Raw genomic sequence first — 24961 nt, forward strand, 5'->3', positions numbered from 1 at the left:
CCTTAACCATTTCGAAACGAGGCCCTGATCGCAACAACGGTCGCCTCCAAGCCGTTGGTCAGGACGAGCCTTTGCCGATCTCATATCTCTCGGCCGCGCAGATCGCCGCGCTACCGACGACGATCATTGATGATCTGTCGACGACCAAGCTAGCCACCCTCAGCAGCACCCAGGTCGGCGCGATCAGCGCCTCGGCTGTCGCCGTCCTCGACGCCACCCAGGTCGAGGCCCTTTCGGCCACCCAGGTCAAAGGCCTGTCGGCGACCCAGATCCCCAGCTTCGGCGCGGGCGTGGCTTTCAATGTCCAGCAACTGGCGGCTTTCAGCGGCGAACTGGTCGGGGCCATGACCTCGACCCAGCTGGCCGGCCTCGACGCCGCCAAGCTGGACGTTCTGGGCGCCACCCAGATCGCCGCGATCTCGGCGACGAACTTCTCGGGCCTTAACGCCACCCAGGCGGCCTCGCTGGACGTCACCCAGCTGGCGGGCCTGACCGCCAGCCAAATGTCCGGCCTGAGCACCACCGATATCGGCGAGCTGGCCGCCAGCCAGATCGGCGGCCTCGCGGCCAGCCAGATCGGCAGCCTGGAAGCCGCCGCCATCGCCGCCTTCGCGGCGGCCCAGCTGGCCGCCCTCTCGACCACCCAGATCGGCGGCATGACCGCCAGCCAGATCGGCGCCCTGAGCAGCACCCAGCTGGACGTTCTGGAGACCAGCCAGATCGCCGCCCTTTCAGCGGCCCAGGTCGCCGGCCTGAGCGGGACCCAGGTTTCGACCCTGTCCGACACCCAGGTCGGCGCGCTGAACGCCACCCAGCTTGGCGGCCTCAGCGCCACTGGCCTTTCGGTCCTGACGTCCACTCAGGTCGCCAGCTTCAGCGCCAGCCGGATCGCCGGCCTGACGACCACCCAGATCGGGAGCCTGAGCGCCACTGACTTCGCGGAGCTCTCAGCGATCCAGGTCGGCGGCCTGACGGCGTCGCAGCTGGGCGCTCTGTCGACCACCAATCTCAACGCCCTGACCAGCACCCAGATCGGCGCACTCACCAGCACCCAGTTCGCCGGCCTGACCGCGACCCAGCTTGGCGGCCTCGGCTCTGGCGACTTCGCCGAGCTGTCGAGGACCCAGATCGCCAATCTGACGGCCAGCCAGGTCGGCGGCATCTCGGCGGCCAACATTTCCAGCTTCGACGCCACCCAGGTCCAGGGCCTGTCCACGACCCAGCTGAGCGGCCTGACGTCGTCGCAGTTGGGCGGCCTGACCTCCACCGACATCGGCGAGTTCTCGGCAACCCAGATCGGCGGCCTGTCAGCGTCGCAGATCGGCTCCCTGTCGGTGACCAACCTGGCGGCGCTGGTCGTCACCCAGATAGGTTCGATCAGCGCGAACGCCATGCGCGGTCTGTCGGCCTATCAGGTGCGCAGCCTGACCCTGGACGATTTCAACGGCCTGAACGGCACGCAGATCGGCGCCCTGACCGCCACCCAGGTCTCGGCGCTATCGACGACGGTGATCGGCGGACTGACCACCACCCAGGTCGGCTATCTGACGCCGACCCAGATCCCCGGCCTGACCGTCACCCAGCTGGATTGGCTGTCGACGACCAATATAGCCGCAATGAGCCCTCTCCAGGTTGGCGCCTTCACGCCGGCCCAGGTGGATAGCCTGTAGGACCCCGCCCCTTTGCCCCAAGGGCCCAGGTCAGGAAGGCTGTCAGCGCCTCGACCCGCGCTGGCCGGGGTCCGCCAGCCGGCATGACCAGATGCAGGGCGATGGGCGGTGGGGTCCAGTCGGGCATTACCGCCTCCAGCCGGCCATCAGCCAAGGCCTCTCTTGCGATGAAGTCGGGCATCACGGCCAGACCCACTCCCGCGATCAGAGCCGGCATCAGGGCGTCGGCGTTATTGACCCGCAGTGGCCCCGCCGGGCGCACCGAGGCCTCCTCCCCAGCCGCATTAACGAACCGCCAGGCGTCAGGGGTCGGCAGGTAGGCGTAGCCGAGACAGGAATGCTCGGCGAGGTGACCGGGATGGGTCGGCCGCCCACGGCGCTCCAGATAGGAGGGAGCCCCGACGACATAGCGCTTCACCGGCCGCAGGCGACGCGCCACCAGCGACGAGTCCGGCAGGGCCGCGATACGCAGGGCGGCGTCAAAGCCCATGCCCACCAGATCGACCGTGGCGTCGCTCAGATGCAGGTCGACCGAGACCTCGGGATAGGCTGCAAGGAAATCCGGCAGGATCGGCGCGACATCGGACAGGCCAAACGACATCGGAACCGCCAGTCGCACCAGGCCGCGCGGCGCGGCGGACTGGGCCATGGCGGCGTTCTCGGCGTCCTCGCCCTGCGCCAGCATCCGTGTGGCGGGCTCGACAAGGCCCTGGCCGGCGTCGGTCAGGGCCAGGCGCCGCGAAGTGCGATTGAAAAGCCGGGCGCCAAGCCGGGTCTCCAGGCGGGTCACAGCCTTGGACACCGTAGCCTTGGACAGGCCCAGGTCCTCGGCGGCCCCCGCGAAGGACCGCAGTTCCACCACCTTGGCGAAGATCGCCAGGCCCTCAAGATCAGGTAATTTGCTCATTTTGGAAACAATAGGTTTCGATAGTTTCTATTTCGATATCGATCCTGATCGCTATCTTCATCTCAAGCAACCGACGCCGATGTCGGCGCGCTTTTCGAAAGCGAGCCCGGCGACCGGGCTCCAAGAGGTTCAAGGCCATGATCGATCGCAGACCGTTCGACAGGCTTGGCGGCGCCGACCACGGTTGGCTCAAGGCCAAGCATCACTTCTCGTTCGCCAGCTATTACGACCCCAAGAACATGAACTGGGGCGCGCTGCGGGTATGGAATGACGACGAGATCGCCCCCAATACCGGCTTCCCGCCGCACCCCCACGCGGACATGGAAATCATCACCTATGTCCGCAGCGGCGCGATTACTCACCAGGACAATCTGGGCAATACGGGCCGCACCGAGGCGGGCGACGTTCAGGTGATGAGCGCAGGTTCGGGCATCCGTCATTCGGAATATAACCTGGAGCCCGAAGCCACCCGGATCTTCCAGATATGGATCGAGCCCAACCGTACCGGCGGCGCGCCGTCATGGGGGGCCAAGCCTTTTCCCAAGGGCGACCGCTCGGGCAAGTTCGTGACCCTGGCCAGCGGCTTCGACAATGACGGCGACGTCCTGCCGATCCGCACCGACGCCCGCGTCCTGGGCGCCACCCTAAAGGCCGGCGAAAGCACGACCTACGACCTGGGCAAGAGCCGCCACGCCTATCTGGTGCCGGCGGTTGGTTCGGTCACCGTCAACGGCGTCCAGCTGAACGCCCGCGACGGCGCGGCCATCTCCAACGAGGACGTGATCACCGTCACGGCCCTCGAAGACGCCGAGCTGGTTCTGGTCGACGCCGCCTAAACGCGGCCGATTTCTTCAATCCCGAGCGGGGTGAGCGTTCAAGCTCTCCCGCCCAATCACCCAATCGCACGTCAGGGAGGCCCTCATGGCCAAGGTTCTGGTTCTCTATTATTCGTCCTACGGCCACGTCGAGGCCATGGCTCAGGCCGTGGCGGAAGGCGCCCGTGAAGCCGGCGCGACCGTCGACATCAAGCGCGTTCCCGAAACCGCGCCTGAAGCCGTCGCCAAGGCCGCCCACTTCAAGCTCGACCAGGAAGCCCCCATCGCCACGGTCGCTGAATTGGCCGACTATGACGCTATCATCATCGGCACGGGCACCCGCTTTGGCCGCATGACCTCGCAGATGGCGGCCTTCCTCGACCAGGCCGGCGGTCTGTGGACGCGCGGCGCGTTGAACGGCAAGGTGGGCGGCGCCTTCACCTCCACGGCCTCGCAACACGGCGGTCAGGAGACAACACTGTTTTCGATCATCACCAACCTGCTGCACTTTGGCATGGTGATCGTTGGCCTCGACTATGGCTACGCCGGCCAGATGACAATCGACGAAGTCACCGGCGGCAGCCCCTACGGGGCCACGACAATCGCTGGCGGCGACGGCTCGCGTCAGCCCAGCCAGACCGAGTTGGCCGGCGCCCGCTATCAGGGCCGCAGGGTCGCCGAGACCGCGATCAAGCTTCACGGCTAAGCGTTCTATCTTGTCATTCCGGCCGCAGCTAGAGCATTTTCCGATAAGTGTGAAACGGTTATCGGATCGAAAAATGCTCTAACCCTCTGATTTAGAGCCCTTTTCGCCAGACCCTGATGAAGCCATCAGGTCGGAAAGGGCTCTAGCGGAGAGCCGGGACCGCTACAGGCTCAGTACTTCCGGCGGTCCCGGCTTGGCGCGCCACGCGCTTGGCTGGGATGACAGGTTCTAGTGCGTCGGATCAAAGTCCGGCTTCTGCTCGGCCACATAGGCTTCCCAGCTCGCGCGGTCCTTGAAGTCGGGGCCTTTGTCCCAGGCCGCGCCCATATAATAGACGAACGGCTTACCGGCCTCGACCCGGACTAGGACCAGGTAGTTGTCGAAGTCCTGACGGATTTCGACGACCGAGGCGGGATCGACCATCAGGCCGATGGCCATGGCGCCCTTTTCGGGATCAGCCGGCTCCCAGAACGAAACCCGGCCAGGGACGAGGTCTCTGGTGAAGACGCCTGAGCCGCTGGCCCGCTTGCGCTTGCTGATCCCGATGCCGACGACCAGAGGTCCCGGCTTGTCGGAGCTGATCGTCGAGACCATCCGGGTGAAGTTCGTGCCCAGGGGCAGGGTAAAGGTGCGGGTCTCCCAGACCTTGCGGTCAACATCGACCGGCCAGGGCGCATAGTCGACGCTGAACGAAGCTGTGTCGCCGCCGCTTTGAAGCACCTTCCAAGTCTTCCAATTGCGCGACGTCCACAGCTTGTTGTCGTGCCAAACGCCCAGGCCGCCAGAACCGCGCGCCGTGCCGACGTCATAGAAGTCCAGCCCCTCGCCATGGTTGGCATGCTGATCGCCGGTGCGCAGCTGGCGGTCCATATAGGGCCAGCGCTCGCTCTTGCCCCAGGCGTCGATGCCCGAAGTCGAGGGCGGCTCGGCGGTTTCCAGCTTGTGGCTGTAGATGCGATGGGCGGTGCGGTCGTTTTCCCAGAGGATGTCGTCATAGCGGTACGGCGCGATGGTCACGACGGCGCGCGGTTTCTGGTCCTCGGCGTTGGGCCTAACCAGCGGCTCGACCGGGCGCGGCGGCGCAGCCTGGGCGAGCGCCGCCACTGGTGTCGCCACCAGGGCGAAGCCCAGCGCGATCTTCGCAAACATGTGCTTCCTCCCAGAAGTCTCAGCCTCTGGATGCACGGGTCGACGTCTCGTCGCCAGCGAAAAAGGGCCGCCTCTGGAGCGGCCCTCGACTCTAGAGCCCTTTCCGACCTGATGGCTTCATCAGGGTCGGGCAAAAAGGGCTCTAAATCAGAAGTTTAGAGCATTTTTCGATCCGATAACCGTTTCACACTTATCGGAAAATGCTCTAGCGACCGGCGACGATGCTGAGGGTGATCGTCGAGCCGTTGGGGCCGGGCGTGGTCCAGCTGTCGCCGACCTTCCTCTCGACCGTCGGGCTGCAGTTGGCCGGCGCGCCTGCGGGCGGGACAGGATCGGTCTGGGTGAGGCAGGTGGCGCCGCCCTCGATCTTCCAAGCGCCTTTCATGGTCGAACCGTCGGGGCTCTTGGTCGTATAGTGACCGTCGGCGTCGATGAGCATCTTGGCCACCATGCCGTTGGGATAGGTGATCGCGACAGTGTTGCCATAGGCGCTGGCCATCGGATCGGCCATGGCCGCGCCGCTGATCCCCAAGGCCAGAACGGCCGTCATCATCAAGGTCCGCATAGGTTCTCCTCCCGTTTGCTCGCCCCGTCTGTGCGGGGGTGCCAAGAGCTTAACCATGGCGGGCGTCAAATCGATAACAATGTTCTGCAATAAAAAAAGGGGCGTTCGCCTCGCCGGCGATCGCCCCTGATTTTTGCGTTAGAGCCCCAGGCCTACTTGCTGGCCAGAGCCGCCTGGGCCGCCGCCAGACGGGCGATCGGCACGCGGTAGGGCGAGCATGATACGTAGTCGAGGCCAACGCTTTCGCAGAAGGTGATCGAGGCGGGGTCACCGCCATGCTCGCCGCAGATGCCCAGCTTGACGTCGGGACGAGCCGCACGGCCACGCTCGGCGGCGATGCGAATCAGGTCGCCTACCCCTTCTTGGTCGAGGGTGACGAAGGGGTCCTTGTCGAAGATGCCCTTGTCGATATAGGCGCCCAGGAACTTGCCGGCGTCGTCGCGGCTGATGCCGAACGTCGTCTGGGTCAGGTCATTGGTGCCGAAGCTGAAGAACTCGGCATTGGCGGCCAGATCAGCGGCTCGCAGGGCGGCGCGAGGCAGCTCGATCATGGTGCCGACCGTGTACTCAATGGCGATCCCCTGCTCTGCCAGAACCGCCTTGGCGGTGCGGTCAGTCAGGTCGCGCAGGTATTTCATCTCTTCGCCCTTGGCGACCAGGGGGTGCATGATCTCGGGGATCGGCGCGGCCTTGCCCGACTTGGCGATGTCGCAGGCGGCCTCGATGATCGCCCGGACCTGCATCTCGTAGATCTCGGGATAGGAAACGCCCAGGCGGCAGCCGCGGTGGCCGAGCATGGGGTTGGTCTCGTGCAGTTCCTTGGCCCGGCGCATCAGCTTGGCGGCGTCCAGCCCTGTAGCCTGGGCCACGGCCACGACATCCTCCTCGGTATGCGGCAGGAACTCGTGCAGCGGCGGGTCGAGCAGGCGGATGGTGACCGGCAGGCCTTCCATGATCGTGAACAGCTCGACAAAGTCGGCCTTCTGGAAGGGCGCGATCTTGGCCAGGGCCGTGCGGCGACCGGCTTCGTCGTCGGCCAGGATCATTTCGCGCACGGCGGCGATCCGGGTGTCGTCGAAGAACATGTGCTCGGTGCGGCAAAGCCCGATGCCCTCGGCGCCGAAACCGCGGGCGGTCTTGGCGTCCAGCGGCGTCTCGGCGTTGGCGCGCACCTTCAGGCGACGAACCTCGTCGGCCCAGCCCATCAGGGTGGCGAAGTCGCCGGTCAGTTCGGGCTCGATCATCTTGGGCGAGCCGCTGAGGATTTCGCCGGTCGAGCCGTCGATGGTGATGATCTCGCCGGCCTTGAACTCGCGACCGCGAACCCGGAACAGGCCTTCCTTGGGGAAGATGCCCACTTCGCCGGCGCCCGAGACGCAGGCCCGGCCCATGCCGCGCGCAACGACGGCGGCGTGGCTGGTCATGCCGCCGCGCGCGGTGATGATGCCCCGCGCCGCGTGCATGCCGTGGATGTCCTCAGGGCTGGTTTCCTCGCGAACCAGGATCACGGCCTCGCCGGCGACGGCGGCCTTTTCGGCGGCGTCGCTGGTGAAGACGATCTTGCCGGTCGCCGCGCCGGGCGAGGCCGGCAGGCCCGTGGCGATCACGTCGCGATGGGCCGACGGATCAATGGTCGGGTGCAGCAACTGGTCCAGCGAGGCTGGCTCGACGCGGTTGATGGCCTCGGTGCGCGAGATCACGCCCTCGGCCGCCATATCGACGGCGATCTTCAGCGCCGCCTTGGCGGTGCGTTTGCCGTTGCGGGTCTGCAGCATGTAGAGCGTGCCCTGCTCTACCGTGAACTCGATGTCCTGCATGTCGCGATAGTGACGCTCCAGCGTCTCGACTACCGACTTGAACTGGGCGAACACCACCGGCATCGCCTCCTCCATCGAGGGGATGGTGTCGCCCATTTCCTCGCGGGCGATCTTGGTCAGGGACTGCGGCGTGCGAATGCCGGCCACCACGTCCTCGCCCTGGGCGTTGATCAGGAACTCGCCGTACAGGCGGTTGTCGCCATTGGACGGATTGCGCGTGAAGGCGACACCGGTGGCCGAGGTCTCGCCCATATTGCCAAACACCATCGACTGGATGTTGACGGCGGTGCCCCAGGCCTCGGGGATGTCGTGCATGCGGCGATAGAACTTGGCGCGGTCGTTCATCCAGCTGGCGAACACGGCGCCGACGGCGCCCCACAACTGCTCTTGGGCGTCCTGCGGGAACGGCTTGCCCAGCTCGCGCGACACGGCGGCCTTGTAGTCCTTGATCACCCCGGCCCAGTCGTCGGCGGTGAGGCCGGTGTCGACATGGACGTCCAGGCGATCCTTGTGGTCGTCGAGGATCTCCTCAAACATGTGGTGCTCCAGGTCGAGCACGACGTTCGAGTACATCTGGATGAAGCGGCGATAGCTGTCATAGGCAAAGCGGCGGTCGCCCGACAGCCTGGCCAGGCCTTCGACGGTCTCGTCGTTGAGGCCGAGATTCAGGACGGTGTCCATCATGCCCGGCATCGACGCCCGGGCGCCGGAGCGCACCGAGACCAGCAGCGGGTTGGCCACATCGCCAAACAGCTTGCCGGTGATCTGCTCGATCGTGGTCAGGCCGTCCTTGACCTGCTGGGCCAGCTCGGCCGGGTGCTGCTTGTCGTTGGCGTAATAGTGGACGCAGGCCTCGGTCGTGACCGTAAAGCCTGGTGGTACGGGCAAGCCCAGCGACGACATCTCGGCCAGGTTGGCGCCCTTGCCCCCCAGCAGATTCTTCATCGAGGCGCCGCCGTCAGCGCCGCCCCCTCCGAACGAATAGACCCAACGTGACTTGGTCAGCGTCTCAACCGGCATAATTGAAATTCACCCTGCGATAAGTGAAACTGGCCGCGACCCTCTGGGTGGTCGTCTTGCCTTGGGACAAAGCGTCGAACGGTGATCCCGCACTGCAATATCCGGGGCGTTCACTAGCACTTAGGTCAAGAACGCGTCCACCAGCGCTTTGTGTTCCACGGTGAAGTCACGAAATTTGGCAAATATTTCCAATGACAACGTTGTCTTGATAGGGATTTGTCAGATCGCTGGGGATCCGTAGTCGGAGGGATTGTTGATTTGAGCTCCGTCATCCCGGGACTTGTTCCCGGGATCCCTGGTTCAGCTTCATCAACCGGAATCAGCCGCTCGCACGAGCGGCCGATGGATGGGTCCCGGGAACAAGTCCCGGGATGACGAAACTATCTATGCGTGCATAGTTGCACCATGGTCCCCAGAGACGCGTCCATCGCCGTCTACATGATGACCAACAAACCCTACGGCACGCTCTACATCGGCGTCAGCAGCCAGTTCGAAGCCCGCCTGATCCAGCACCGCGAAGGCCTGAAGGACGGCTTCACCAAAAGCTACGGCCTGACGCGGCTGGTCTGGTATGAAACCCACGAGGTCATGACGCTCGCCATTCAGCGCGAACGGACGATGAAGGAGTGGCCGCGCCAGTGGAAGATCAACCTGCTCGAGCGGGATAACCCGCGCTGGGATGATCTCTACGACAGCGTGATGAACTGGACGCCGGTTCCGAGGCAGGTCTGAGCGGCCTGGGTGAGCCCCTAACCCTAGCACCACAATCTCCGTCATCCCGGGACTTGTTCCCGGGACCCATTTCTCCGCCGCAAGTGCAGAGCAGGATGATCGCGGACCGTGAAGCTGAACCATGGGTCCCGGGAACAAGTCCCGGGATGACGGTGGTTATAGGTCGATGATTTAAACTACCCACCAACCAGCGAGAAATCCGCGACCTGCCCCATGGCGCCGCGGACGGCGGCCAGTGTCTTCAATCGATTATCCCGCTCGGCCGGGACCTCCGAATTGACGAACACGCCGTCGAGGAAGGCGTCGACGGGGCCGCGCAGGCCGGCCAGTTCCTGCATGGCGCGGGTGAAGTCTTCGCGTGCCAGGGCGGCGGCCAGGGCCGGTTCGACCATCCGCACAGCGTCGTGCAGGGCGACTTCCGGCGCCGAGGCGTCGTCCAGCAGGCCGCGTTCGCCCTCGGCTTTCCAGCCCTTCTTCTCCTCGGCCTTGAGGATGTTGGAGGCGCGCTTGTAGCCGGCCAGCAGGTTCTTGCCGTCGTCGGTCTTCAGGAAGGCGTCGAGAGCCTCGACCCGAGCGACGATGCGGACGAGGTCGTCGTCGGCTTTCCCGTTGATGGGCGCGAACACGGCGTCGACGAGGTCGTGGCGCTTGCCTTGGTCCTTGAGCGTGACTTTCAGGCGGTCGGCGAAGAAGGCGAGAACCTCGTCAATCTTCGGCATTAGAGCGTTTCGCCACTCACTGCCGACGCGCGCTTCAAACTGCCAATCTTCGACTTCTTGGAGCTTGAACATCATGGCTTTGACCTCGTCTTCGGGAAGGTCGAGGTATTTGATGATGTCATATTCAAGAGCCGCGTCTATTGGGCCGGCGGGCACAAATCGGCCGAGGATTTCGCTCATCGCAGCGATCAAAGTTTCATGAAGCGGTACGCGAGCGCCACTTGAGAGAATGGTACGGATCACACCCAACGCCGCGCGCCGCAGCGCATACGGATCCTTCGACCCCGTCGGCTTCTCATCAATCGCGAAGAACCCGACCAGCGTATCCAGCTTGTCCGCCAGGGCCACCGCCACGCTCAATGGCGCGGTCGGGACGGCGTCGGCGGGGCCTTGCGGCTTGTAGTGATCGCGGATCGCGTCGGCGATCTCGGGGTCCATCCGGGCTTCGCGGGCGTAGTAACCACCCATCAGGCCCTGGAGTTCGGGGAACTCGCCGACCATCAGCGACGACAGGTCGGCCTTGGCCAGGCGCGCGGCCGTGCCGGCCTTCTCGACATCGGCGCCGACCAGCGGCGCGATCTCGCGGGCCAGGGCTTCGATGCGCTTCACCCGCTCGGCCATGGTCCCCAGCTTGGCGTGAAAGGTGACGCCGTTCAGCTTCTCCAGCCACTCATCGAACTTTTCGACCCCTCTGTCCTCGTCCCAGAAGAAGCGGGCGTCGCTGAGGCGGGCCGACAGCACCTTGGCGTTGCCGGCGGCGATCACGGCGCCGCCGTCGGCCGCCTGGATGTTGGCGATGGTGATGAAGTGCGGGGCCAGGCCCTCACGCGCGGGATCGCGAACGGCGAAATACTTCTGGTGCGTGCGCATCGAGGTGCGGATTGCTTCGGCGGGCAGGTCCAGGAACGACGGGTCCATGTCGCCCAGCACCGGGGTCGGCCATTCGGCCAGGCCGGCGACTTCCTCCAGAAGTCCTTGGTCTTCGACCAACTCGAGATTACGCGCAAAACAGAGCGTCTTGCAGCCCTCCAGGATGCGGCTTTTACGCTCCTCGACGTCCAGCACGACGAAGTGGTCGTTCAGGCCCTTGGCGTATTCGTCGAAGTCGCGAACGCGGAACGGCTGGCCATATCCAGTGGAAGATGGGCCCATGAACCGGTGGCCTTCGGAGATGTCGCCGCTCTCGATGCCCTCGATGCTGAACGGCACGATCTCGCGGTTGAAGACGCAGAGGATGCGCTTTAGCGGACGCACCCAGCGCAGCTTGCTGGTTCCCCAGGTCATCGACTTGGGCCAGGCAAAGCCGCGCACGATGGCTTCCACCATCTCGGCGATGATTTCGGTGGTCTGGCGGCCGGTCTTCTCGATGAAGGCCATATAGACGCCGTCGCGCTCGACCAGTTGGTCTTGCGTCAGGCCCGCCTTGCGCAGAAAGCCTTCCATGGCCTGGGGCGGAGCGCCGACGCGGGGACCCTTTAGCTCTTCCTTGCGGTCGGCCTGGGCGATGGGCAGGCCCTCGACCACCAGGGTCAGGCGGCGCGGACCGGCGAAGGTCTTCAGCGCCTCGGGCAGGAAGCCGGCGGCCGACAGGTGCTCGCGCGCCAAGCGTTCCAGATCGCGCGCGGCGTTGGCCTGCATGCGCGCGGGGATTTCTTCGGAGAACAGTTCGAGGAGAAGTTGGGGCATGGATACTACGCGGCTTCCTGCTGCTTCACCCACTCGGAGGCGCACATCTTACAAAGGTCGCGGATGCGACCGATGTAGCTGGCGCGCTCGGCGACGGCGATCGCGCCGCGGGCGTTCATCAGGTTGAAAAGGTGGCTGGCCTTGAGGACCATGTCGTAGGCGGGCAGGACAAGCGCCTTGCCCTGATATTCGCGGGCCAGCATCAACGGGACTTGGCGTTCCATGTCCTCGAACTGGCCTTTCAGCACGGCCACGTCATAGCCGTGGAAATTGGCTTGCGAGTGCTGGCGCTCGTTCTCAAGGAACACGTCGCCATAGGTCATCGCGCCCAGCGGCGACTGCGGGTCGTTGAACGGCAGGTCGTAGACGTTGTCGACGCCGAACACGTACATCGCCAGGCGTTCCAGGCCGTAGGTCAGCTCGCCGGCCACCGGCGAGACGTCCAGGCCGCCCACCTGCTGGAAGTAGGTGTACTGGCTGACTTCCATACCGTCGCACCAGACTTCCCAGCCCAGGCCCCAGGCGCCGACCGTGGGGTTTTCCCAGTCATCCTCGACAAAGCGGATGTCATGGATGCGCAGGTCCAGGCCGATGGCCTCCAGCGAACCCAGATACAGGTCCTGCATGTTGGGCGGGTTGGGCTTCAGGATCACCTGGTACTGGTAATAGTGCTGCAGGCGGTTGGGGTTCTCGCCATAGCGGCCGTCGCCCGGACGGCGCGAGGGCTGCACATAGGCCGCGTTCCACGGCTTGGGACCCAGGGCGCGCAGCACCGTGGCCGGGTGCAGGGTCCCCGCCCCCACCTCGATGTCGTGCGGCTGCAGGATCACGCAGCCATGCTCGCTCCAATAGTTATGGAGCGTCAGGATCAGAGCTTGAAACGAGGTGGGCTTGGGGCGCGACATGCGTGTCCGAACAGGGCCAGAAAAAAGTCGGCGGACCATAGGGCCCGCCGACTGGTGCTTCAAGCGATGTTGGCTGTGTCGCGAAGGGCCTAGTTGCCCTTGGGCGCGGTGCGCTTGCCGGCGTTCGACATGGGCTTGCCGTACTTGGCGCGGTTCTCGGGGGTGTCGGCGACAGGCGCGTTGGACGTAACGTTCGGGTCGCCGGCCTTCAGCATGGCCTGGGCTTCCGGCGACTGAGACGACATGGGAACGACACCGGCGGTGTCCGTTCCGACCGTCGATGCCGACGGGGTGGTAGCCGGATTAGGGCTCATGGCGCTGGGATCGGTCATTTCAGCAGGCGGCGCTGCTGGATTGACTGGATCGGCAGGCATGGTGGTGGATTGAGCCAGGGCGGCGCCGGACATCAGGGCGGTGGCGGCGGCGACGGCGAACAGACGCGACATGGACATGACGAAGCTCCTCGTGTTCCAATTCTGAATTACGCTTGGGAAGAACGTCGGTTGCCGATCATCACGGGCTCGTGACCTTCAGTATGCCGTGGAAGAGGGCCGAGCCGCGGTCACGGATTCCTTTTGGCGACAGCAAGAGCGCTCTCGATGGCAGAGCGCGCCCATCGCGCATCATTGCCCGTTTTTACCGCAACAGCAGTGGCCATTGCTTACGTTTTGGGCGCCTCGCCCATTTCCTTCTCAATCCTTGCCCAACGACCGCACCTCACCGACCGCGCCCGATAGCGTGACCATCGCCGGGGAAAACGATGCAGCGCGTGGTGGCGGCTTCGGCGGTGATCACCCGGACGTGAAACGTCCGGCAACCAAGCAAGGGGAGCCCGCGATATCGGCGGGCCGGAGCAAGGCGGATGAAACTGATCATAGCGGTCGTCAAACCCTTCAAGCTCGACGAGGTCCGTGAGGCGCTCGTCGCCGCTGGCGTTGAGGGTCTGACGGTGTCTGAAGTCAAGGGTTACGGCCGTCAGAAGGGCCAGACCGAAATCTACCGGGGCGCGGAGTATCAAGTGAACTTCGTTCCCAAGGTGAAACTGGAAGCGGTTGTGGACGATGCGTCCGCGGCCAAGGCGGTCGAGGCCGTGAAGGCCGCAGCGGCCACGGGCAAGATCGGCGACGGCAAGATCTTCGTTCTGAACGTGGAAGAAGCCGTGCGCATCCGGACCGGTGAAACCGGCCCGGCCGCTCTTTAACGCCATCGGGAACAGGGGATAACCGACGATGAAATTGACCTTCAAACCGCTGGCCGGGCTGATGCTCGCCGCGACACTGGCCGGGGCCCCGCTTGGGGCCGTGGCCTTCGCCCAGGAGGCCGCGCCCGCCGTCGCCGCCGCGCCCGCAGAGGCCGCGCCGGCGCCCGAAGCTGCCCCGGCTCCTGAAGCCGCGCCCGCCGAGGCCGCTCCCGCCGCTGCAGCGCCGGTTCCGGACAAGGGCGACAACGCCTGGATGCTCACCTCGACCGTCCTGGTCCTGCTGATGATCCTGCCGGGTCTGGCCCTGTTCTACGGCGGCCTGGTCCGCTCCAAGAACATGCTGTCGGTAATGATGCAGGTCTCGACCGTCGCCATCATCGGCTTCGTCGCCTGGGTGCTGTGGGGCTACAGCTTCGCCTTCACCGACGGCGGCAGCTGGGACAAGTACGTCGGCGGCCTTGGCCGACTGTTCCTCAAGGACGTGACACCGGCCAGCAACGTCGCGACGTTCTCCACCGGCGTCGTGATCCCGGAACTGACCTTCATCTCGTTCCAGGCGACCTTCGCCGCGATCACCGCCGCCCTCGTGATCGGCTCACTGGTCGAGCGCATGAAGTTTGCAGCCATCGTCGCTTTCGCGATCTTTTGGCCTCTGCTCTCCTACTATCCGATCGCTCACATGGTCTGGTGGTGGCCGGGTCCGGACGCCATCGCCGGTGATCCGACCGCCCCGGTCAAATCCGGCCTGCTCTGGGGCTTCGGCGCCCTCGATTTCGCCGGCGGCACCGTGGTTCACATCAATGCCGGTATCGCGGCCCTGGTCGGCGCCCTGATCGTCGGTAAACGTCAAGGTTACGGCAAGGAGCCTATGCCCCCGCACTCGCTGACCCTGACCCTCGTAGGTGCTGGCCTGCTGTGGGTGGGCTGGTTCGGCTTCAACGCCGGCTCCAACCTGGAAGCGAACGGCTACGCCTCGCTGGCGATGATCAATACCTTCGTCGCCACCGCAGCCGCCGGTCTGTCCTGGATCCTGGTGGAATGGGTCACCCGCAAGAAGCCGTCGGCCCTGGGCCTGGCTTCGGGCGTCGTGGCTGGCCTCGTGGCCATCACCCCGGCCGCCGGCTTTGCCGGCCCGATGGGCGCGGTCATCCTGGGTCTGGTCGTCTCGCCGCTCTGCATCTTCTTCTGCTCGGTTGTGAAGAACACGCTGAAGTATGATGACAGCCTGGACGCCTTCGGCATCCACGGCATCGGCGGCATCGTCGGCGCCCTCGCCACCGGCCTGCTGGTCAACCCCGTCTGGGGCGGCGCCGGTATCGTCGACTACACCACCTGCGCCAAGGACGGCGACATCTCGACCTGTGACGCCCTGGCCACCTACGAGCCGATCGCCCAGTTGATCATCCAGGCCAAGGCTGTTGGCGTGACGATCATCTGGTCGGCCATCGCCTCGGCCATCGTCTTCTTCGCGATCAAGCTGATCATCGGGCTCCGCGCTTCGCCGGACGCCGAGGAAGAAGGCTTGGACATCGCCGAACACGGCGAACGCGCCTACCACAGCTAGGCCTCGGCTGAGCTGAAAAGGCGAAGGGCGCGGAGCTTGGCTCCGCGCCCTTTCTTTTTGTCTGGAAGCCTGGGTTCAGGGCGCGATCGGCGCGCGGCGGGTCCGCAGGATCGGGACCGGCGGATCCAGGATCTGGCCCTTCATGACCGGGTTCACGGCCACGCCGGGCGTGGGCAGGTTGATGATCCTGCGGACCACGTCCATGCCCTCGACCACCTTGCCGAAGGCCGCGAAACCGGCATTGTCGCCCTGCGCAGCGGGATCCGCGTCTAGATAGGGCGCATCGCCCACGCAGATGAAGAAATCCGAAGTCGCCGTGCCCGGCGCATTGCGGGCGATCGAGACGACGCCGTCGGTGTGCTTGATCCCCGTCCGGGTGGTCGGCTCGTGGGCGATGGGTTTCAGCACCTTTGCCGGATCGCCCTGCAACCCGCCCTGGATCAGGCCGTAGTCGATGGCCCCCGGAGCCCGCGAGGCCCGGAAGAACGTAGCGCCGTCATAGCGCTTCTGATCGACATAACGCAGGAAATTGGCCGTAGTGATCGGGGCCCTATCGACATAGAGCTCGATGACGATCTTCCCCTGCCCGGTCTCGACATCGACCCGGATGGTCTTCGGCGGCGCGGGCGCAGGAGCTGCTTCTGGCTTGGCCTGGACCGCCTCGGCCAAAACCGGCTTGGCTAGGAAGGCTATAGCGAGGGCCAGAAGATCACGGCGATACATGCGAACACTCCGGATGGGACTGCCGGCAGCCTAAGGCGCCCATCGGCCGCCGTCATCGCCTGCCGTCAAAGCCCCCCGTCCAGCCTGCACCGCCTCACCCACCAATCGGGCCGCATGCTCTGCAGGCGCTCGGCCAGGCCCTCGGCCTCGATGTCGCCGGCGCACAGCGCAAAGCAGGTCGCGCCCGAGCCCGACATCCGGGCCATCAGGGTTTCGGGCTCGTCGCGCAGGATTTCCAGCACCTCGCCGATCAGGGGTTCAAGCGCGACAGCAGGGGCCTCAAGATCGTTGCGGGTGGCGGCGGCCAGCCAGGCGGCGACTTCCTCGGGACTTTCGAAAGCGTCCGGCATCCAGGGCCTGGCCTCGCCCTCCGGGGCGACGGCGGCGTCATAGGCGCGATAGACCGCCCCGGTCGGCGACGGCGCCAGCGGATTGACCAGCACGGCGTTCAGCGGCGGCAGGCCGGGCGCGGGCGAAAGGCGCTCTCCCCGACCCTCGGCCATCACCGGGCGTCCCCACAGGCAGGCCGCGCCGTCAGCGCCCAGGCTGGAGGCCATGGCTTCCAGAGTCTCGTCCGATAGCTCGGGAGCGAGGGCGTTGCGCAGCAGGCGCAGGGCTGCGCCGGCATCGCTGGAGCCGCCCCCTAGACCCGCCGCGATCGGCAAGCGCTTGTCGAGCAGCAGGCGGAATGGCGGCAGTGGCGCGGCGGCGCCCGCATGGAAAGCCCGGGCGGCGCGCATGACCAGATTGTCGTCACCCGCCGGAATGCCGGCACCGAACGGGCCGGTAGTCTCGAAGCTGGGCGCGTCGCTGGCCTGGACCGAGACCTCGTCGCCAACATCGGCGAAGACCATCAGGCTGGATATCGGATGATAGCCCTCCGCGTCGGGTCCGCCGACGTGCAGGAAGAGGTTGACCTTGGCCGGGGCGAAGGCGGAAAGGCGCATGGGAGCCCCCAGGGCGGACGGGAGGCCCGTCCGATAACTCAGTTACGGGCGATGGTCGATGACGCGGCGGGTCCGACCGCGCCCAGACCGTCCTTCAGCTTGGCCTCGGCCTCGGCCTTCTGCTTAGCGTCCGGCTCAAGACTCAGCACCCGACGCCACTGGAACTGCGCCTCGATCTGCCGGCCGGCGCGCCAGTAGGCGTCGCCCAGGTGACCGTTGACGTCAGGATCGCCCGGCTCCATCTCGGCGGCCTGTTCCAGCTTCTCGACGGCGGTCTTGTAGTTGCCCAGCCGGTAATAGGCCCAGCCCAGCGAGTCGAGCATGGCCCCCGATTGCGGACGCGCATCGACGGCCTTCTGAACCATGGACAGGGCCTCTGGCAGGCGCTCGTTGCGGTCGATCCACGAATAGCCGAGGAAATTCAGCAGCTCAGGCTCGTCCGGGTTGATCTTCAACGCCGCGCCCAGGTCGCGCTCGGCCTCGGTCCAGCGTCCGGCCCGCTCCAGGGCGATGCCGCGCAGATAAAGCACGCGCCAATCGGGGCGGTCAGCCTCGCGGGCGATCAGAGGGTCCAGAACCTTGACTGACTCGTCCCAGCGCTCGTTAGCCCGCAGCAGATCGGCCAAGGCGATCTGGGCGTCTCGGTCGCCGGGCGCGGCCAACATCGACTGGCGCGCGATCTCCAGAGCGCGCGGCTTGTCGCCGCTCTGCTGGTAGGTCCATGCCAGCTTGCTCTGGGCCGTTGCATACTGGGGCGAGCTCGCCAGAATGTGGCCAAAGGCGTCGATGGCGCCGCGATGGTCTTCAGCCTGGTTCAGCAGGTCGCCAACCAGCAGCCAGGCCTCTTCGCGTTCGGGATCCAGTCGCAGGGCCAGACGCAGATAGGCCAGGGCGAACTGGCTCTGACGCTCGCCAGCGAAGGTGGCCGCGCAGGCCACTAGGTTCTGGGCCGCGCCTTGTTTGATCGTCGGCATCGGCGGCGCAGCGCTCTTGGCGAGGGCGCGCGTGCGGGCCCTTTGCAACCCGGCGTCCGAAGGATCGGCGGTCAGGGCCTGATCGTAGAGCGTGACCGCGTCGGCGTGGCGTTTGCGACGCTCCAGAAATGCGCCGTAGTCGAGGATGAAGAGGCCGGCGGCATTCGGTAACGAGGTCAGCGCCTTGTAGTCGGTCTCGGCCTCGTCATAGCGCCGCGCCCGCTCGAACAGGCGGGCCTGACCCAGTTGGCCGAAATACTGCACCAGCCGGTCGTTTTGCAGACTGGGCTGCACTGTCGCGCCCTCGGCGTCGCCCGCGGCGGCGGCCACCCAGGGACCCAGCAGGGCAGCGGCCTGTCGGTGCGGGAAGGCGATGGGCTCGGCGTTCAGAAGAGCTTGAGCTTCCTTGCCCTTACCCGTCGCCAACAATTCCACGACCCGGGTCAGGGACGCCAGCCGCTTGACCGCTTCGCCGGTGTCGGCGCCGCGCGGCGCGATCTGGGCGGCGCGGGTCACCTCCCCAGACAACAGCAGGGCGGTGAAGGTCCGCTCGCCGATCACGCCGGGGTCGTCGCCCAGCACGCTCGCCACGCCGAAATAGTCAGCCGCCTCGCGCGTGCGACCGTCGCGCAACGCCGCCTGTCCGGCCAGGAACTGGCCATAGGAACTTCGAACGTCGAAGAGGGAATAGTTGTTCGACACCGGGCCGCGCAGGGCGACATCCTGGGTCGAGGCGCAGGCTGACAGGGTCAGGAGGGACGCGGCGGCAAGAAGAACTTTGAAACGCATGCTGACACCCTGTTGGGTTTCGACGCGCGCTGCAAGTCCGCGACGCGCGGCAAAGACGCTTGGTGAACCCTCAGCACGCCAACAAAAAGGCCTCCCGATCCATTCCGATCAGGAGGCCGTGTCATCACATGTTCGGATAGTTGGGGCCGCCACCGCCTTCGGGCGTCGTCCAGACGATGTTCTGCGACGGATCCTTGATGTCGCAGGTTTTGCAGTGAACGCAGTTCTGGGCGTTGATCTGGAAGCGCGGGTCTTGGCCCTGCTCGTTATAGAGCACCTCATAGACGCCAGCCGGGCAGTAGAGCCGCGCCGGCTCGCCATACTTCGGCAGATTGACCGCGATCGGGATCGACGGGTCTTTCAGCTTAAGGTGAGCAGGCTGGTCTTCCTCGTGGTTAGTGGCCGAGATGAACACCGAAGACAACTTGTCGAAACTGATCACACCGTCTGGCTTGGGATAGACGATGGGCTTGTGGTCCTTGGCCAGGCCGGTCGAGGCGGCGTCGGTCTTGTCGTGCTGCATCGTGCCGAAGAACGAGAAGCCGCCGGTCAGGTGGGTGCACCACATGTCGAACATGCCCACGGCGCCGCCCAGGAAGGTGCCCAGCTTGCCCAGCAGCGGCTTGGCGTTGCGGACGACCTTCAGTTCCTTGGCGACCCAGCTCTTTTCGAACGCTGTCTGGTACTCGACCAGCTCGTCGCTGGCGCGGCCGGCGGCGAGGGCCTTGAAGGCTTGTTCAGCGGCCAGCATGCCGGTCTTCATGGCGTTGTGGCTGCCCTTGATGCGGGGCACATTGACGACGCCGGCTGAGCAACCGATCAGCGCGCCGCCCGGGAAGGTCAGCTTGGGGATCGACTGATACCCGCCCTCGGTGATGGCCCGCGCGCCATAGGAGATCCGGCGACCGCCTTCCAGGTGCGGCTTGACCGACGGATGGTGCTTGAAGCGCTGAAACTCGTCGAACGGCGACAGCCACGGGTTCTTGTAGTTCAGGTGCACCACATAGCCGATCGACACGTAGTTATCGCCGAAGTGGTACATGAAACTGCCACCGCCGGTCTTGTCGTCCAGCGGCCAGCCGGTAGTGTGCTCGGCCAGGCCGGGCTGGTGCTTTTCCGGCGGGACCTGCCACAGCTCCTTGATGCCGATACCGAACTTCTGAGGCGACTTGCCGGCCGAAAGATCGAACTTGGCGATCAGTTGCTTGGCCAGCGAGCCGCGCACGCCCTCGGCGATGAAGACGTATTTGCCGTGCAGTTCCATGCCGGGCTGGTAGTCGCCCTTCTTCTCGCCATCCTTGGCGACACCGACCACGCCGACCACGACGCCCTTCAGCGAGCCGTCGTCGTTCCAGACCATGTCGGAGGCGGCGAAGCCCGGATAGATCTCGACGCCGAGTTCCTCAGCCTTGCCGGCCAGCCAGCGGGTCACGTTGCCTAGCGATGCGATGTAGCAGCCGTGGTTGTGCATGAACGGCGGCAGGGCGAACATCGGCAGCGAGGCCTCGCCCTGGGGACCCAGGATCAGGAAGCGATCCTTTGTCACTGGCGTCTCGAGCGGCGCGCCCTCTTCCTTCCAGTTCGGGAAGAGCTCGTTCAGGGCCTTAGGATCGATCACCGCGCCCGACAGGATATGGGCGCCGACCTCGGAGCCCTTTTCCAGCACGGCGACCGAAACCTCGGTCCCCGCCTCAGCGGCCAGTTGCTTCAGCCGGATCGCGGCCGACAGGCCGGCGGGACCGCCGCCGACGATGACGACGTCGTATTCCATCGACTCGCGTTCGAGGTCTTCGCTCATGAGATCTCCCGCCCGGCCCCATCACTTGCTTGGATGGGGCCCGCCTTATGACTGTTTGAATTGACCTTATCCGAACGTGACGCGGCGGTGGTCAAGGAGAAAGCTACGACTTTTGTTGCGGCGCAGCGTGGAGAGCCGGCAAAGATCGCGCTAAGGATACGCTCATGAGCCTCGCCGTCGATCCGCGCGCCGTCGAAAGCCTGCTCGCCTTCTGGGCGGATGCGGGCGTCGACGCCACCTATGCCGATGCGCCGATCGACCGTCTCGCCGAGGGCGCGGCCCTGTTGCGGGCCAAGAGCCAGCCGCCGCCGGTCGTGGCCGCACCTCGCCCGACCCTGGTGGCCGGCGGCTCGCCCGACATCGCCGCCGCCGTTGCCCAGGCCAAGGCCGCCGCCCTTGCCTGCAACGATCTCGAAGCCCTCGCCGCCGCCATCGCGGCCTTTGGGGGGTGTGCGCTGAAAACCCAGGGCGCCAGGCAGGCGGTGTTTTCGCGTGGTCCAGGCGACGCGCCCCTGATGATCATCGGCGAAGGCCCCGGCGCCGACGAAGACGCGCAAGGGCAGCCATTCGTGGGTCGCGCCGGGCAGCTGCTGGACCGCATGATAAAAGCCGCTGGCCTGACTGACCGGGTCTTCATCACCAACACCGTCTTTTGGCGCCCGCCCGGCAACCGCACGCCGACCCCGCAGGAACAATCCGTCTGCGCGCCGTTCCTGGAACGCGCCATCGCACTGGTAAACCCCAAGATGCTGATGCTGGTGGGCGGCGCCTCGGCCAAGGCCATGCTGAGGCGCGAGGAGGGCATTCTTTCGCTGCGTGGCCGCTGGTTCGAATGGACCGCCTCCGACGGTTCCAACGAACTGCCCGCCCTACCCACATTGCATCCGGCCTTCCTGCTCAGGCAGCCGGCGGCGAAGAAGAAGGCCTGGCAGGACCTTCTGACGCTGACCGAAAGACTTGATCGCCCGGAGCGTCCCCACTAGGACTCTCTACGACCAGTGGGAACGGGGGCGCGTCGTCGCTTTTCGAGAGCCGACGCGAGTACGATTTGCGATCCTTGGCGCGCACTCTGGCCGCAATGTCGGCCCTGTTGCTCTGTCTAGCCGGCTTACAAGCTCACGCCTCCAGCCTTGAGCCGCTGTCCAAGGACGATGTCCGCTACTACCGCGCCGCCTTTTCGGCCTCGGAGCGTGGCGATTTCGACGCCGCTGAGGCCGCTTTCGCCAATACCCGCGACAAGAGCCTGGCCGGCCGTCTGGCCTACGGCAAGGTCATGCACCCGCGCGCCTACACAGCCGAATACGAAGATCTGACAGACTGGTTGAAGGCCTATGGCGACGAGGCCGGGGCCGACAAGGTCTATACGCTGGCGGTCAAGCGTAAGCCGGCGAAGGGGCCCGCCCCCTCACCGCCGGTGTTGTTCGTCGCTTCCGACAAAGGCCCGCCGGCGGCGGACAAGGCTCGCGGCGCTCGCGAAGCCTATTATTCCGGCGACATCGCCAAGGCCCTGTCGCTGGCTCAGATCAGCGGCGAGCGCTGGATCGCGGGCCTGGCCTCCTATCGCCTAGGCCAACATACCCAGGCGCAGAGCTTTTTCGACCAAGTGGCCCGCGACGAAAGCCAGGACGACTGGCTGCGCGCCGCCGGCGCCTTCTGGGCCGCCCGCGCCGCCAGCGGCGCCGGTCGCAGCGCAGACGCCCGCGAGGCGCTGATCGAGGCCGCCCGCTCGCCCAACACCTTCTACGGCATGATCGCGGCGCGGCAGCTCAGCTTGGCCGGCGTGGCCCTGCCCAATGATCCCGATGACCCCATCGCCGCCCTGATCAGCCGCTTCAGCTATGACGGCCCGGACGTCACCTCGCTGAACCGTCTGCTGATCGCAGATGACCGCGCCCGCCGCGCCGCCGCCCTGGCCCAGATCGGCCGCTGGGTCGAAGCGGGTCAGGAACTGCGCGCCGGCCTTTCCTTGGCCGAAACCGAGAAGGCGCGCGGCGACTGGATGAGCCTGACCCTGGCCCTGAATGCCCGCGCGCCGCTGAACGCCGGCCGGCCGGTGGCTCGCCTGGGCGCCGAGGACTATCCCCTGCCCCCGTTGGAGCCCAAGGGCGGCTTCACGATCCACAAGGCCATGGTCTACGCCTTGGTGCGCCAGGAAAGCCGTTTCGATCCGATGGCGGTCTCAGGCGCCGGCGCCACGGGCCTGATGCAACTGATGCCGATCGCCGCCGCCCGCGCCGCCGGCGACGACAAGCTGTTGGCCGACACTTCGCCGTTGCTGGACCCGGCCTTCAACCTGCGGGTCGGTCAGGACTATTTCACCTGGCTGATGGATCGCGGCCTACAGAGCAATGACATGCTGCGCGCTGTGGCGGCCTATAATGGCGGCCCGGGAACCCTGCTGAAGACCCAGGCCCAGCTGGGCGCCGATTGCGACAGCCTGCTACTGATTGAAAGCCTACCGGCCGTCGAGACGCGCAACTATGTCGAGAAGGTCGTGGCCTCGTACTGGACCTATCGCCGCCTGATGGGAGCCGAGACCCGCACCCTGGACGCCGTGGCGATGGGCGCGCGCGAGATCGACTTCCGCCTGGACCTCTAGGTCACCAGACCAGCCGATTGGCGCCGACCGCGCCAATCAGTCTCGCAAAGCCCTTGTCGCCGGCCTTGAAGCCACCGATGGCCTCATAGCGGCGCGCCGAGAGCAGCAGGCCTTGCGGTGACACGAACGGCCGGCGAAACCACGACAGGCCCGGACGCGGCAGGCTGGCTGCCTTGTCCCAGCTCGCATTGATCTGCTTTTCCACCACCAGCCGCCAGCCTTCCGGCAGGATCGCATCGGGCTCCAGCAGCATCAGCCAGTCACCGCGCGGCCGTGCGCAAGCCACCGCCAGACGCGCGCCAACATCGACTCCAGCGGCCACGACCCGTGCTCCGCAATCCTCGGCGATGTCCAGTGTGCCATCGGTGGAGCCACCATCGGCCAGCACGACTTCGCGGACCAACCCGTCTACCGCCGCTGTCACCAGGCTGGAAAGGCACGGCCCGATCAGGTGGGCGCTGTCGTGGGTCGGGATGACGACGGTGATCATGCGCCTTGCTTCAAGGCGCCGGGCGCATCGGTCAAGGGTAGTTCTTGTTATGTTCTCATTTCAACGTTACGGTTTGCGCCATGGCCGTCCCCTCACACATGAACCGCGTCGCGCTCCGAGGCCGCGGCGCGCGGTCGAACGAGACCAGCCGCTTCGAGAGCTTCCGCTCCGAGGCCTTCGAGGATGGCTGGACGGAGGAAGACGAGGCGGCGCGGCCGTTGACCACCACCATCCAGCCGATGAAGTCCAAGACCATCATCGCCAAGAACGACAGCCCGGACATCAGCTTCAATCGCTCGATCAATCCCTATCGGGGCTGCGAACACGGCTGCATCTACTGCTACGCCCGCCCGGCCCACGCCTATCTGGGGCTCTCGCCCGGCCTCGACTTCGAATCCAAGCTGTTCTTCAAGCCCGAGGCGGGCAAGCTGCTGGAGCGCGAGCTGTCGAAGCCGACCTACAAGCCGCAGGTCATCCATATCGGCGGCGACACTGATCCCTACCAGCCGCAGGAAAAGACCCTGCGCGTCACCCGGGCGGTGATCGAGACCCTGGCGCGGTTCAACCACCCCTTCACGATCATCACCAAATCGGCGCTGATCGTCCGCGATCTCGATATCCTTGGTCCCATGGGCAAGGCGGGCCTGGCGCGGGCGGCGGTGTCGGTCACGACCCTTGACCGCAAGCTGGCCCGCAGCATGGAGCCGCGCGCCGCCACGCCCGAGCGCCGGATCGACGCCATCCGCCAGTTGGCCGCAGCCGGCGTGCCGGTGACGGTGATGTTCGCGCCCTCGATCCCGTCGCTGAACGACCACGAGATGGAGTCCATACTGCAGCGCGCGACCGAGGCTGGAGCGACCTCGGCCGGCTATGTCGCCCTGCGCCTGCCATTGGAGATCAGCGATCTCTTCCAGCAATGGCTGGCCGCAGACCACCCCGACCGCGCCAAGCGGGTGATGTCGCTGGTCCGTCAGATGCGCGGCGGCGCGGCCTATGCCTCGGAATGGGGGACGCGCATGACCGGAGAGGGTCCCGTCGCCGAGGTGATGAGCCAGCGGTTTGACGTCGCCCGCCGGCGGTTCGGTCTGGAAGCGCCTGTGCAGCTGATGGACGTCGGGGCGTTCCGGGTTCCCGCCAAGGCCGGCGACCAGTTGAGCCTGTTTTGATGCGCTCGCTTTCACTTGA

21 protein-coding genes are annotated in these 24961 nt (G+C 65.8%); 9 read left to right on the forward strand and 12 right to left on the reverse strand.

Features of this window, described 5'->3' with window-relative positions:
• Window positions 1-71: 71 nt before the first annotated feature.
• Window positions 72-1670, forward strand: coding sequence for a beta strand repeat-containing protein (locus ACP69S_RS08285; RefSeq protein WP_425996134.1), 1599 nt, complete (start codon window positions 72-74; stop codon window positions 1668-1670).
• Here ACP69S_RS08285 and ACP69S_RS08290 read toward each other — a convergent pair.
• Complete coding sequence (locus ACP69S_RS08290; RefSeq protein WP_425996136.1) at window positions 1642-2577, reverse strand: LysR family transcriptional regulator; 936 nt, start codon at window positions 2575-2577, stop codon at window positions 1642-1644. The two genes, ACP69S_RS08285 and ACP69S_RS08290, sit on opposite strands and share 29 nt — an antisense overlap.
• A 137-nt stretch (window positions 2578-2714) precedes the next feature.
• Between ACP69S_RS08290 and ACP69S_RS08295 the strand changes: the two genes are divergently transcribed.
• Together ACP69S_RS08295 and wrbA are read left to right on the forward strand one after the other, a co-directional pair.
• The gene (locus ACP69S_RS08295; protein WP_425996138.1) at window positions 2715-3413 is read left to right on the forward strand and encodes a pirin family protein; all 699 of its coding nucleotides are present in this window, start codon (window positions 2715-2717) and stop codon (window positions 3411-3413) included.
• Window positions 3414-3498: 85 nt separating this feature from the next.
• Window positions 3499-4098, forward strand: coding sequence for an NAD(P)H:quinone oxidoreductase (gene wrbA / locus ACP69S_RS08300; protein WP_425996139.1), 600 nt, complete (start codon window positions 3499-3501; stop codon window positions 4096-4098).
• Window positions 4099-4326: 228 nt separating this feature from the next.
• On the opposite strand, the gene ACP69S_RS08305 is transcribed toward wrbA, so the two are convergent.
• From ACP69S_RS08305 to ppdK, 3 genes are all read right to left on the reverse strand, one after another.
• Window positions 4327-5247: a DUF4861 family protein gene (locus ACP69S_RS08305; protein WP_425996141.1), complete on the reverse strand. Its 921-nt coding sequence runs from the start codon at window positions 5245-5247 to the stop codon at window positions 4327-4329.
• Window positions 5248-5452: 205 nt separating this feature from the next.
• Window positions 5453-5812 (reverse strand): hypothetical protein, encoded by a 360-nt coding sequence (locus ACP69S_RS08310; RefSeq protein WP_425996143.1) that lies wholly within the window; start codon window positions 5810-5812, stop codon window positions 5453-5455.
• Between the two features lie 152 nt (window positions 5813-5964).
• Window positions 5965-8649, reverse strand: coding sequence for a pyruvate, phosphate dikinase (gene ppdK / locus ACP69S_RS08315; RefSeq protein ID WP_425996145.1), 2685 nt, complete (start codon window positions 8647-8649; stop codon window positions 5965-5967).
• A gap of 405 nt (window positions 8650-9054) precedes the next feature.
• Here ppdK and ACP69S_RS08320 point away from each other — a divergent pair, with 405 nt between their 5' ends.
• Window positions 9055-9381 carry a GIY-YIG nuclease family protein gene (locus tag ACP69S_RS08320; RefSeq protein ID WP_425996147.1) on the forward strand — a complete coding sequence of 109 codons (327 nt, stop codon included), beginning with the start codon at window positions 9055-9057 and terminating at the stop codon, window positions 9379-9381.
• A 176-nt stretch (window positions 9382-9557) separates the two neighbouring features.
• On the opposite strand, the gene glyS is transcribed toward ACP69S_RS08320, so the two are convergent.
• The 3 genes from glyS to ACP69S_RS08335 form a co-directional block, all read right to left on the reverse strand.
• The gene (glyS, locus tag ACP69S_RS08325) at window positions 9558-11786 is read right to left on the reverse strand and encodes a glycine--tRNA ligase subunit beta (protein WP_425996149.1); all 2229 of its coding nucleotides are present in this window, start codon (window positions 11784-11786) and stop codon (window positions 9558-9560) included.
• Window positions 11787-11791: 5 nt separating this feature from the next.
• On the reverse strand, window positions 11792-12691 hold the full coding sequence (locus ACP69S_RS08330) for a glycine--tRNA ligase subunit alpha (protein WP_425996151.1): 900 nt from the start codon (window positions 12689-12691) through the stop codon (window positions 11792-11794).
• Between the two features lie 89 nt (window positions 12692-12780).
• Window positions 12781-13143: a hypothetical protein gene (locus tag ACP69S_RS08335; protein WP_425996153.1), complete on the reverse strand. Its 363-nt coding sequence runs from the start codon at window positions 13141-13143 to the stop codon at window positions 12781-12783.
• Window positions 13144-13553: 410 nt separating this feature from the next.
• On the opposite strand from ACP69S_RS08335, the gene ACP69S_RS08340 reads away from it, so the two are divergent.
• Both ACP69S_RS08340 and ACP69S_RS08345 read left to right on the forward strand, forming a co-directional pair.
• A complete protein-coding gene (locus ACP69S_RS08340) occupies window positions 13554-13892 on the forward strand; it encodes a P-II family nitrogen regulator (protein WP_035046383.1) in 339 nt (112 codons plus the stop codon).
• A gap of 28 nt (window positions 13893-13920) precedes the next feature.
• Entirely contained in the window at window positions 13921-15456 is a 1536-nt protein-coding gene (locus ACP69S_RS08345; protein ID WP_425996156.1) for an ammonium transporter, read from the forward strand.
• A 75-nt stretch (window positions 15457-15531) separates the two neighbouring features.
• Here ACP69S_RS08345 and ACP69S_RS08350 read toward each other — a convergent pair whose 3' ends face one another.
• The 4 genes from ACP69S_RS08350 to ACP69S_RS08365 form a co-directional block, all read right to left on the reverse strand.
• On the reverse strand, window positions 15532-16179 hold the full coding sequence (locus ACP69S_RS08350; protein ID WP_425996158.1) for a peptidylprolyl isomerase: 648 nt from the start codon (window positions 16177-16179) through the stop codon (window positions 15532-15534).
• A 65-nt stretch (window positions 16180-16244) separates the two neighbouring features.
• On the reverse strand, window positions 16245-17126 hold the full coding sequence (locus tag ACP69S_RS08355; protein ID WP_425996160.1) for a 4-(cytidine 5'-diphospho)-2-C-methyl-D-erythritol kinase: 882 nt from the start codon (window positions 17124-17126) through the stop codon (window positions 16245-16247).
• A 38-nt stretch (window positions 17127-17164) separates the two neighbouring features.
• Window positions 17165-18889: a tetratricopeptide repeat protein gene (locus ACP69S_RS08360; RefSeq protein WP_425996162.1), complete on the reverse strand. Its 1725-nt coding sequence runs from the start codon at window positions 18887-18889 to the stop codon at window positions 17165-17167.
• 124 nt (window positions 18890-19013) lie between these two features.
• A complete protein-coding gene (locus ACP69S_RS08365) occupies window positions 19014-20687 on the reverse strand; it encodes an electron transfer flavoprotein-ubiquinone oxidoreductase (protein ID WP_425996163.1) in 1674 nt (557 codons plus the stop codon).
• 164 nt (window positions 20688-20851) lie between these two features.
• Between ACP69S_RS08365 and ACP69S_RS08370 the strand changes: the two genes are divergently transcribed.
• Both ACP69S_RS08370 and ACP69S_RS08375 read left to right on the forward strand, forming a co-directional pair.
• On the forward strand, window positions 20852-21670 hold the full coding sequence (locus ACP69S_RS08370) for a uracil-DNA glycosylase (RefSeq protein WP_425996164.1): 819 nt from the start codon (window positions 20852-20854) through the stop codon (window positions 21668-21670).
• Window positions 21671-21765: 95 nt separating this feature from the next.
• Window positions 21766-23286: a lytic transglycosylase domain-containing protein gene (locus tag ACP69S_RS08375; protein ID WP_425996304.1), complete on the forward strand. Its 1521-nt coding sequence runs from the start codon at window positions 21766-21768 to the stop codon at window positions 23284-23286.
• A 1-nt stretch (window position 23287) separates the two neighbouring features.
• Here the strand turns inward: ACP69S_RS08375 and ACP69S_RS08380 are convergent, their stop codons facing one another.
• Window positions 23288-23776: a glycosyltransferase gene (locus ACP69S_RS08380; RefSeq protein WP_425996166.1), complete on the reverse strand. Its 489-nt coding sequence runs from the start codon at window positions 23774-23776 to the stop codon at window positions 23288-23290.
• 80 nt (window positions 23777-23856) lie between these two features.
• Between ACP69S_RS08380 and ACP69S_RS08385 the strand changes: the two genes are divergently transcribed.
• A complete protein-coding gene (locus tag ACP69S_RS08385; RefSeq protein ID WP_425996168.1) occupies window positions 23857-24942 on the forward strand; it encodes a PA0069 family radical SAM protein in 1086 nt (361 codons plus the stop codon).
• The last annotated feature ends 19 nt before the right edge of the window (window positions 24943-24961 follow it).

Source organism: Caulobacter sp. DWR1-3-2b1, from assembly GCF_049895765.1.
GTDB lineage: Bacteria > Pseudomonadota > Alphaproteobacteria > Caulobacterales > Caulobacteraceae > Caulobacter.

Coding starts and splice junctions, on each gene's coding strand:
- ACP69S_RS08290 (WP_425996136.1), bottom strand. CDS start 2,577: ATGAGCAAATTACCTGATCTTGAGGGCCTGGCGATCTTCGCCAAGGTG.
- ACP69S_RS08295 (WP_425996138.1), top strand. CDS start 2,715: ATGATCGATCGCAGACCGTTCGACAGGCTTGGCGGCGCCGACCACGGT.
- wrbA (WP_425996139.1), top strand. CDS start 3,499: ATGGCCAAGGTTCTGGTTCTCTATTATTCGTCCTACGGCCACGTCGAG.
- ACP69S_RS08305 (WP_425996141.1), bottom strand. CDS start 5,247: ATGTTTGCGAAGATCGCGCTGGGCTTCGCCCTGGTGGCGACACCAGTG.
- ACP69S_RS08310 (WP_425996143.1), bottom strand. CDS start 5,812: ATGCGGACCTTGATGATGACGGCCGTTCTGGCCTTGGGGATCAGCGGC.
- ppdK (WP_425996145.1), bottom strand. CDS start 8,649: ATGCCGGTTGAGACGCTGACCAAGTCACGTTGGGTCTATTCGTTCGGA.
- ACP69S_RS08320 (WP_425996147.1), top strand. CDS start 9,055: ATGGTCCCCAGAGACGCGTCCATCGCCGTCTACATGATGACCAACAAA.
- glyS (WP_425996149.1), bottom strand. CDS start 11,786: ATGCCCCAACTTCTCCTCGAACTGTTCTCCGAAGAAATCCCCGCGCGC.
- ACP69S_RS08330 (WP_425996151.1), bottom strand. CDS start 12,691: ATGTCGCGCCCCAAGCCCACCTCGTTTCAAGCTCTGATCCTGACGCTC.
- ACP69S_RS08335 (WP_425996153.1), bottom strand. CDS start 13,143: ATGTCCATGTCGCGTCTGTTCGCCGTCGCCGCCGCCACCGCCCTGATG.
- ACP69S_RS08340 (WP_035046383.1), top strand. CDS start 13,554: ATGAAACTGATCATAGCGGTCGTCAAACCCTTCAAGCTCGACGAGGTC.
- ACP69S_RS08345 (WP_425996156.1), top strand. CDS start 13,921: ATGAAATTGACCTTCAAACCGCTGGCCGGGCTGATGCTCGCCGCGACA.
- ACP69S_RS08350 (WP_425996158.1), bottom strand. CDS start 16,179: ATGTATCGCCGTGATCTTCTGGCCCTCGCTATAGCCTTCCTAGCCAAG.
- ACP69S_RS08355 (WP_425996160.1), bottom strand. CDS start 17,126: ATGCGCCTTTCCGCCTTCGCCCCGGCCAAGGTCAACCTCTTCCTGCAC.
- ACP69S_RS08360 (WP_425996162.1), bottom strand. CDS start 18,889: ATGCGTTTCAAAGTTCTTCTTGCCGCCGCGTCCCTCCTGACCCTGTCA.
- ACP69S_RS08365 (WP_425996163.1), bottom strand. CDS start 20,687: ATGAGCGAAGACCTCGAACGCGAGTCGATGGAATACGACGTCGTCATC.
- ACP69S_RS08370 (WP_425996164.1), top strand. CDS start 20,852: ATGAGCCTCGCCGTCGATCCGCGCGCCGTCGAAAGCCTGCTCGCCTTC.
- ACP69S_RS08375 (WP_425996304.1), top strand. CDS start 21,766: ATGTCGGCCCTGTTGCTCTGTCTAGCCGGCTTACAAGCTCACGCCTCC.
- ACP69S_RS08380 (WP_425996166.1), bottom strand. CDS start 23,776: ATGATCACCGTCGTCATCCCGACCCACGACAGCGCCCACCTGATCGGG.
- ACP69S_RS08385 (WP_425996168.1), top strand. CDS start 23,857: ATGGCCGTCCCCTCACACATGAACCGCGTCGCGCTCCGAGGCCGCGGC.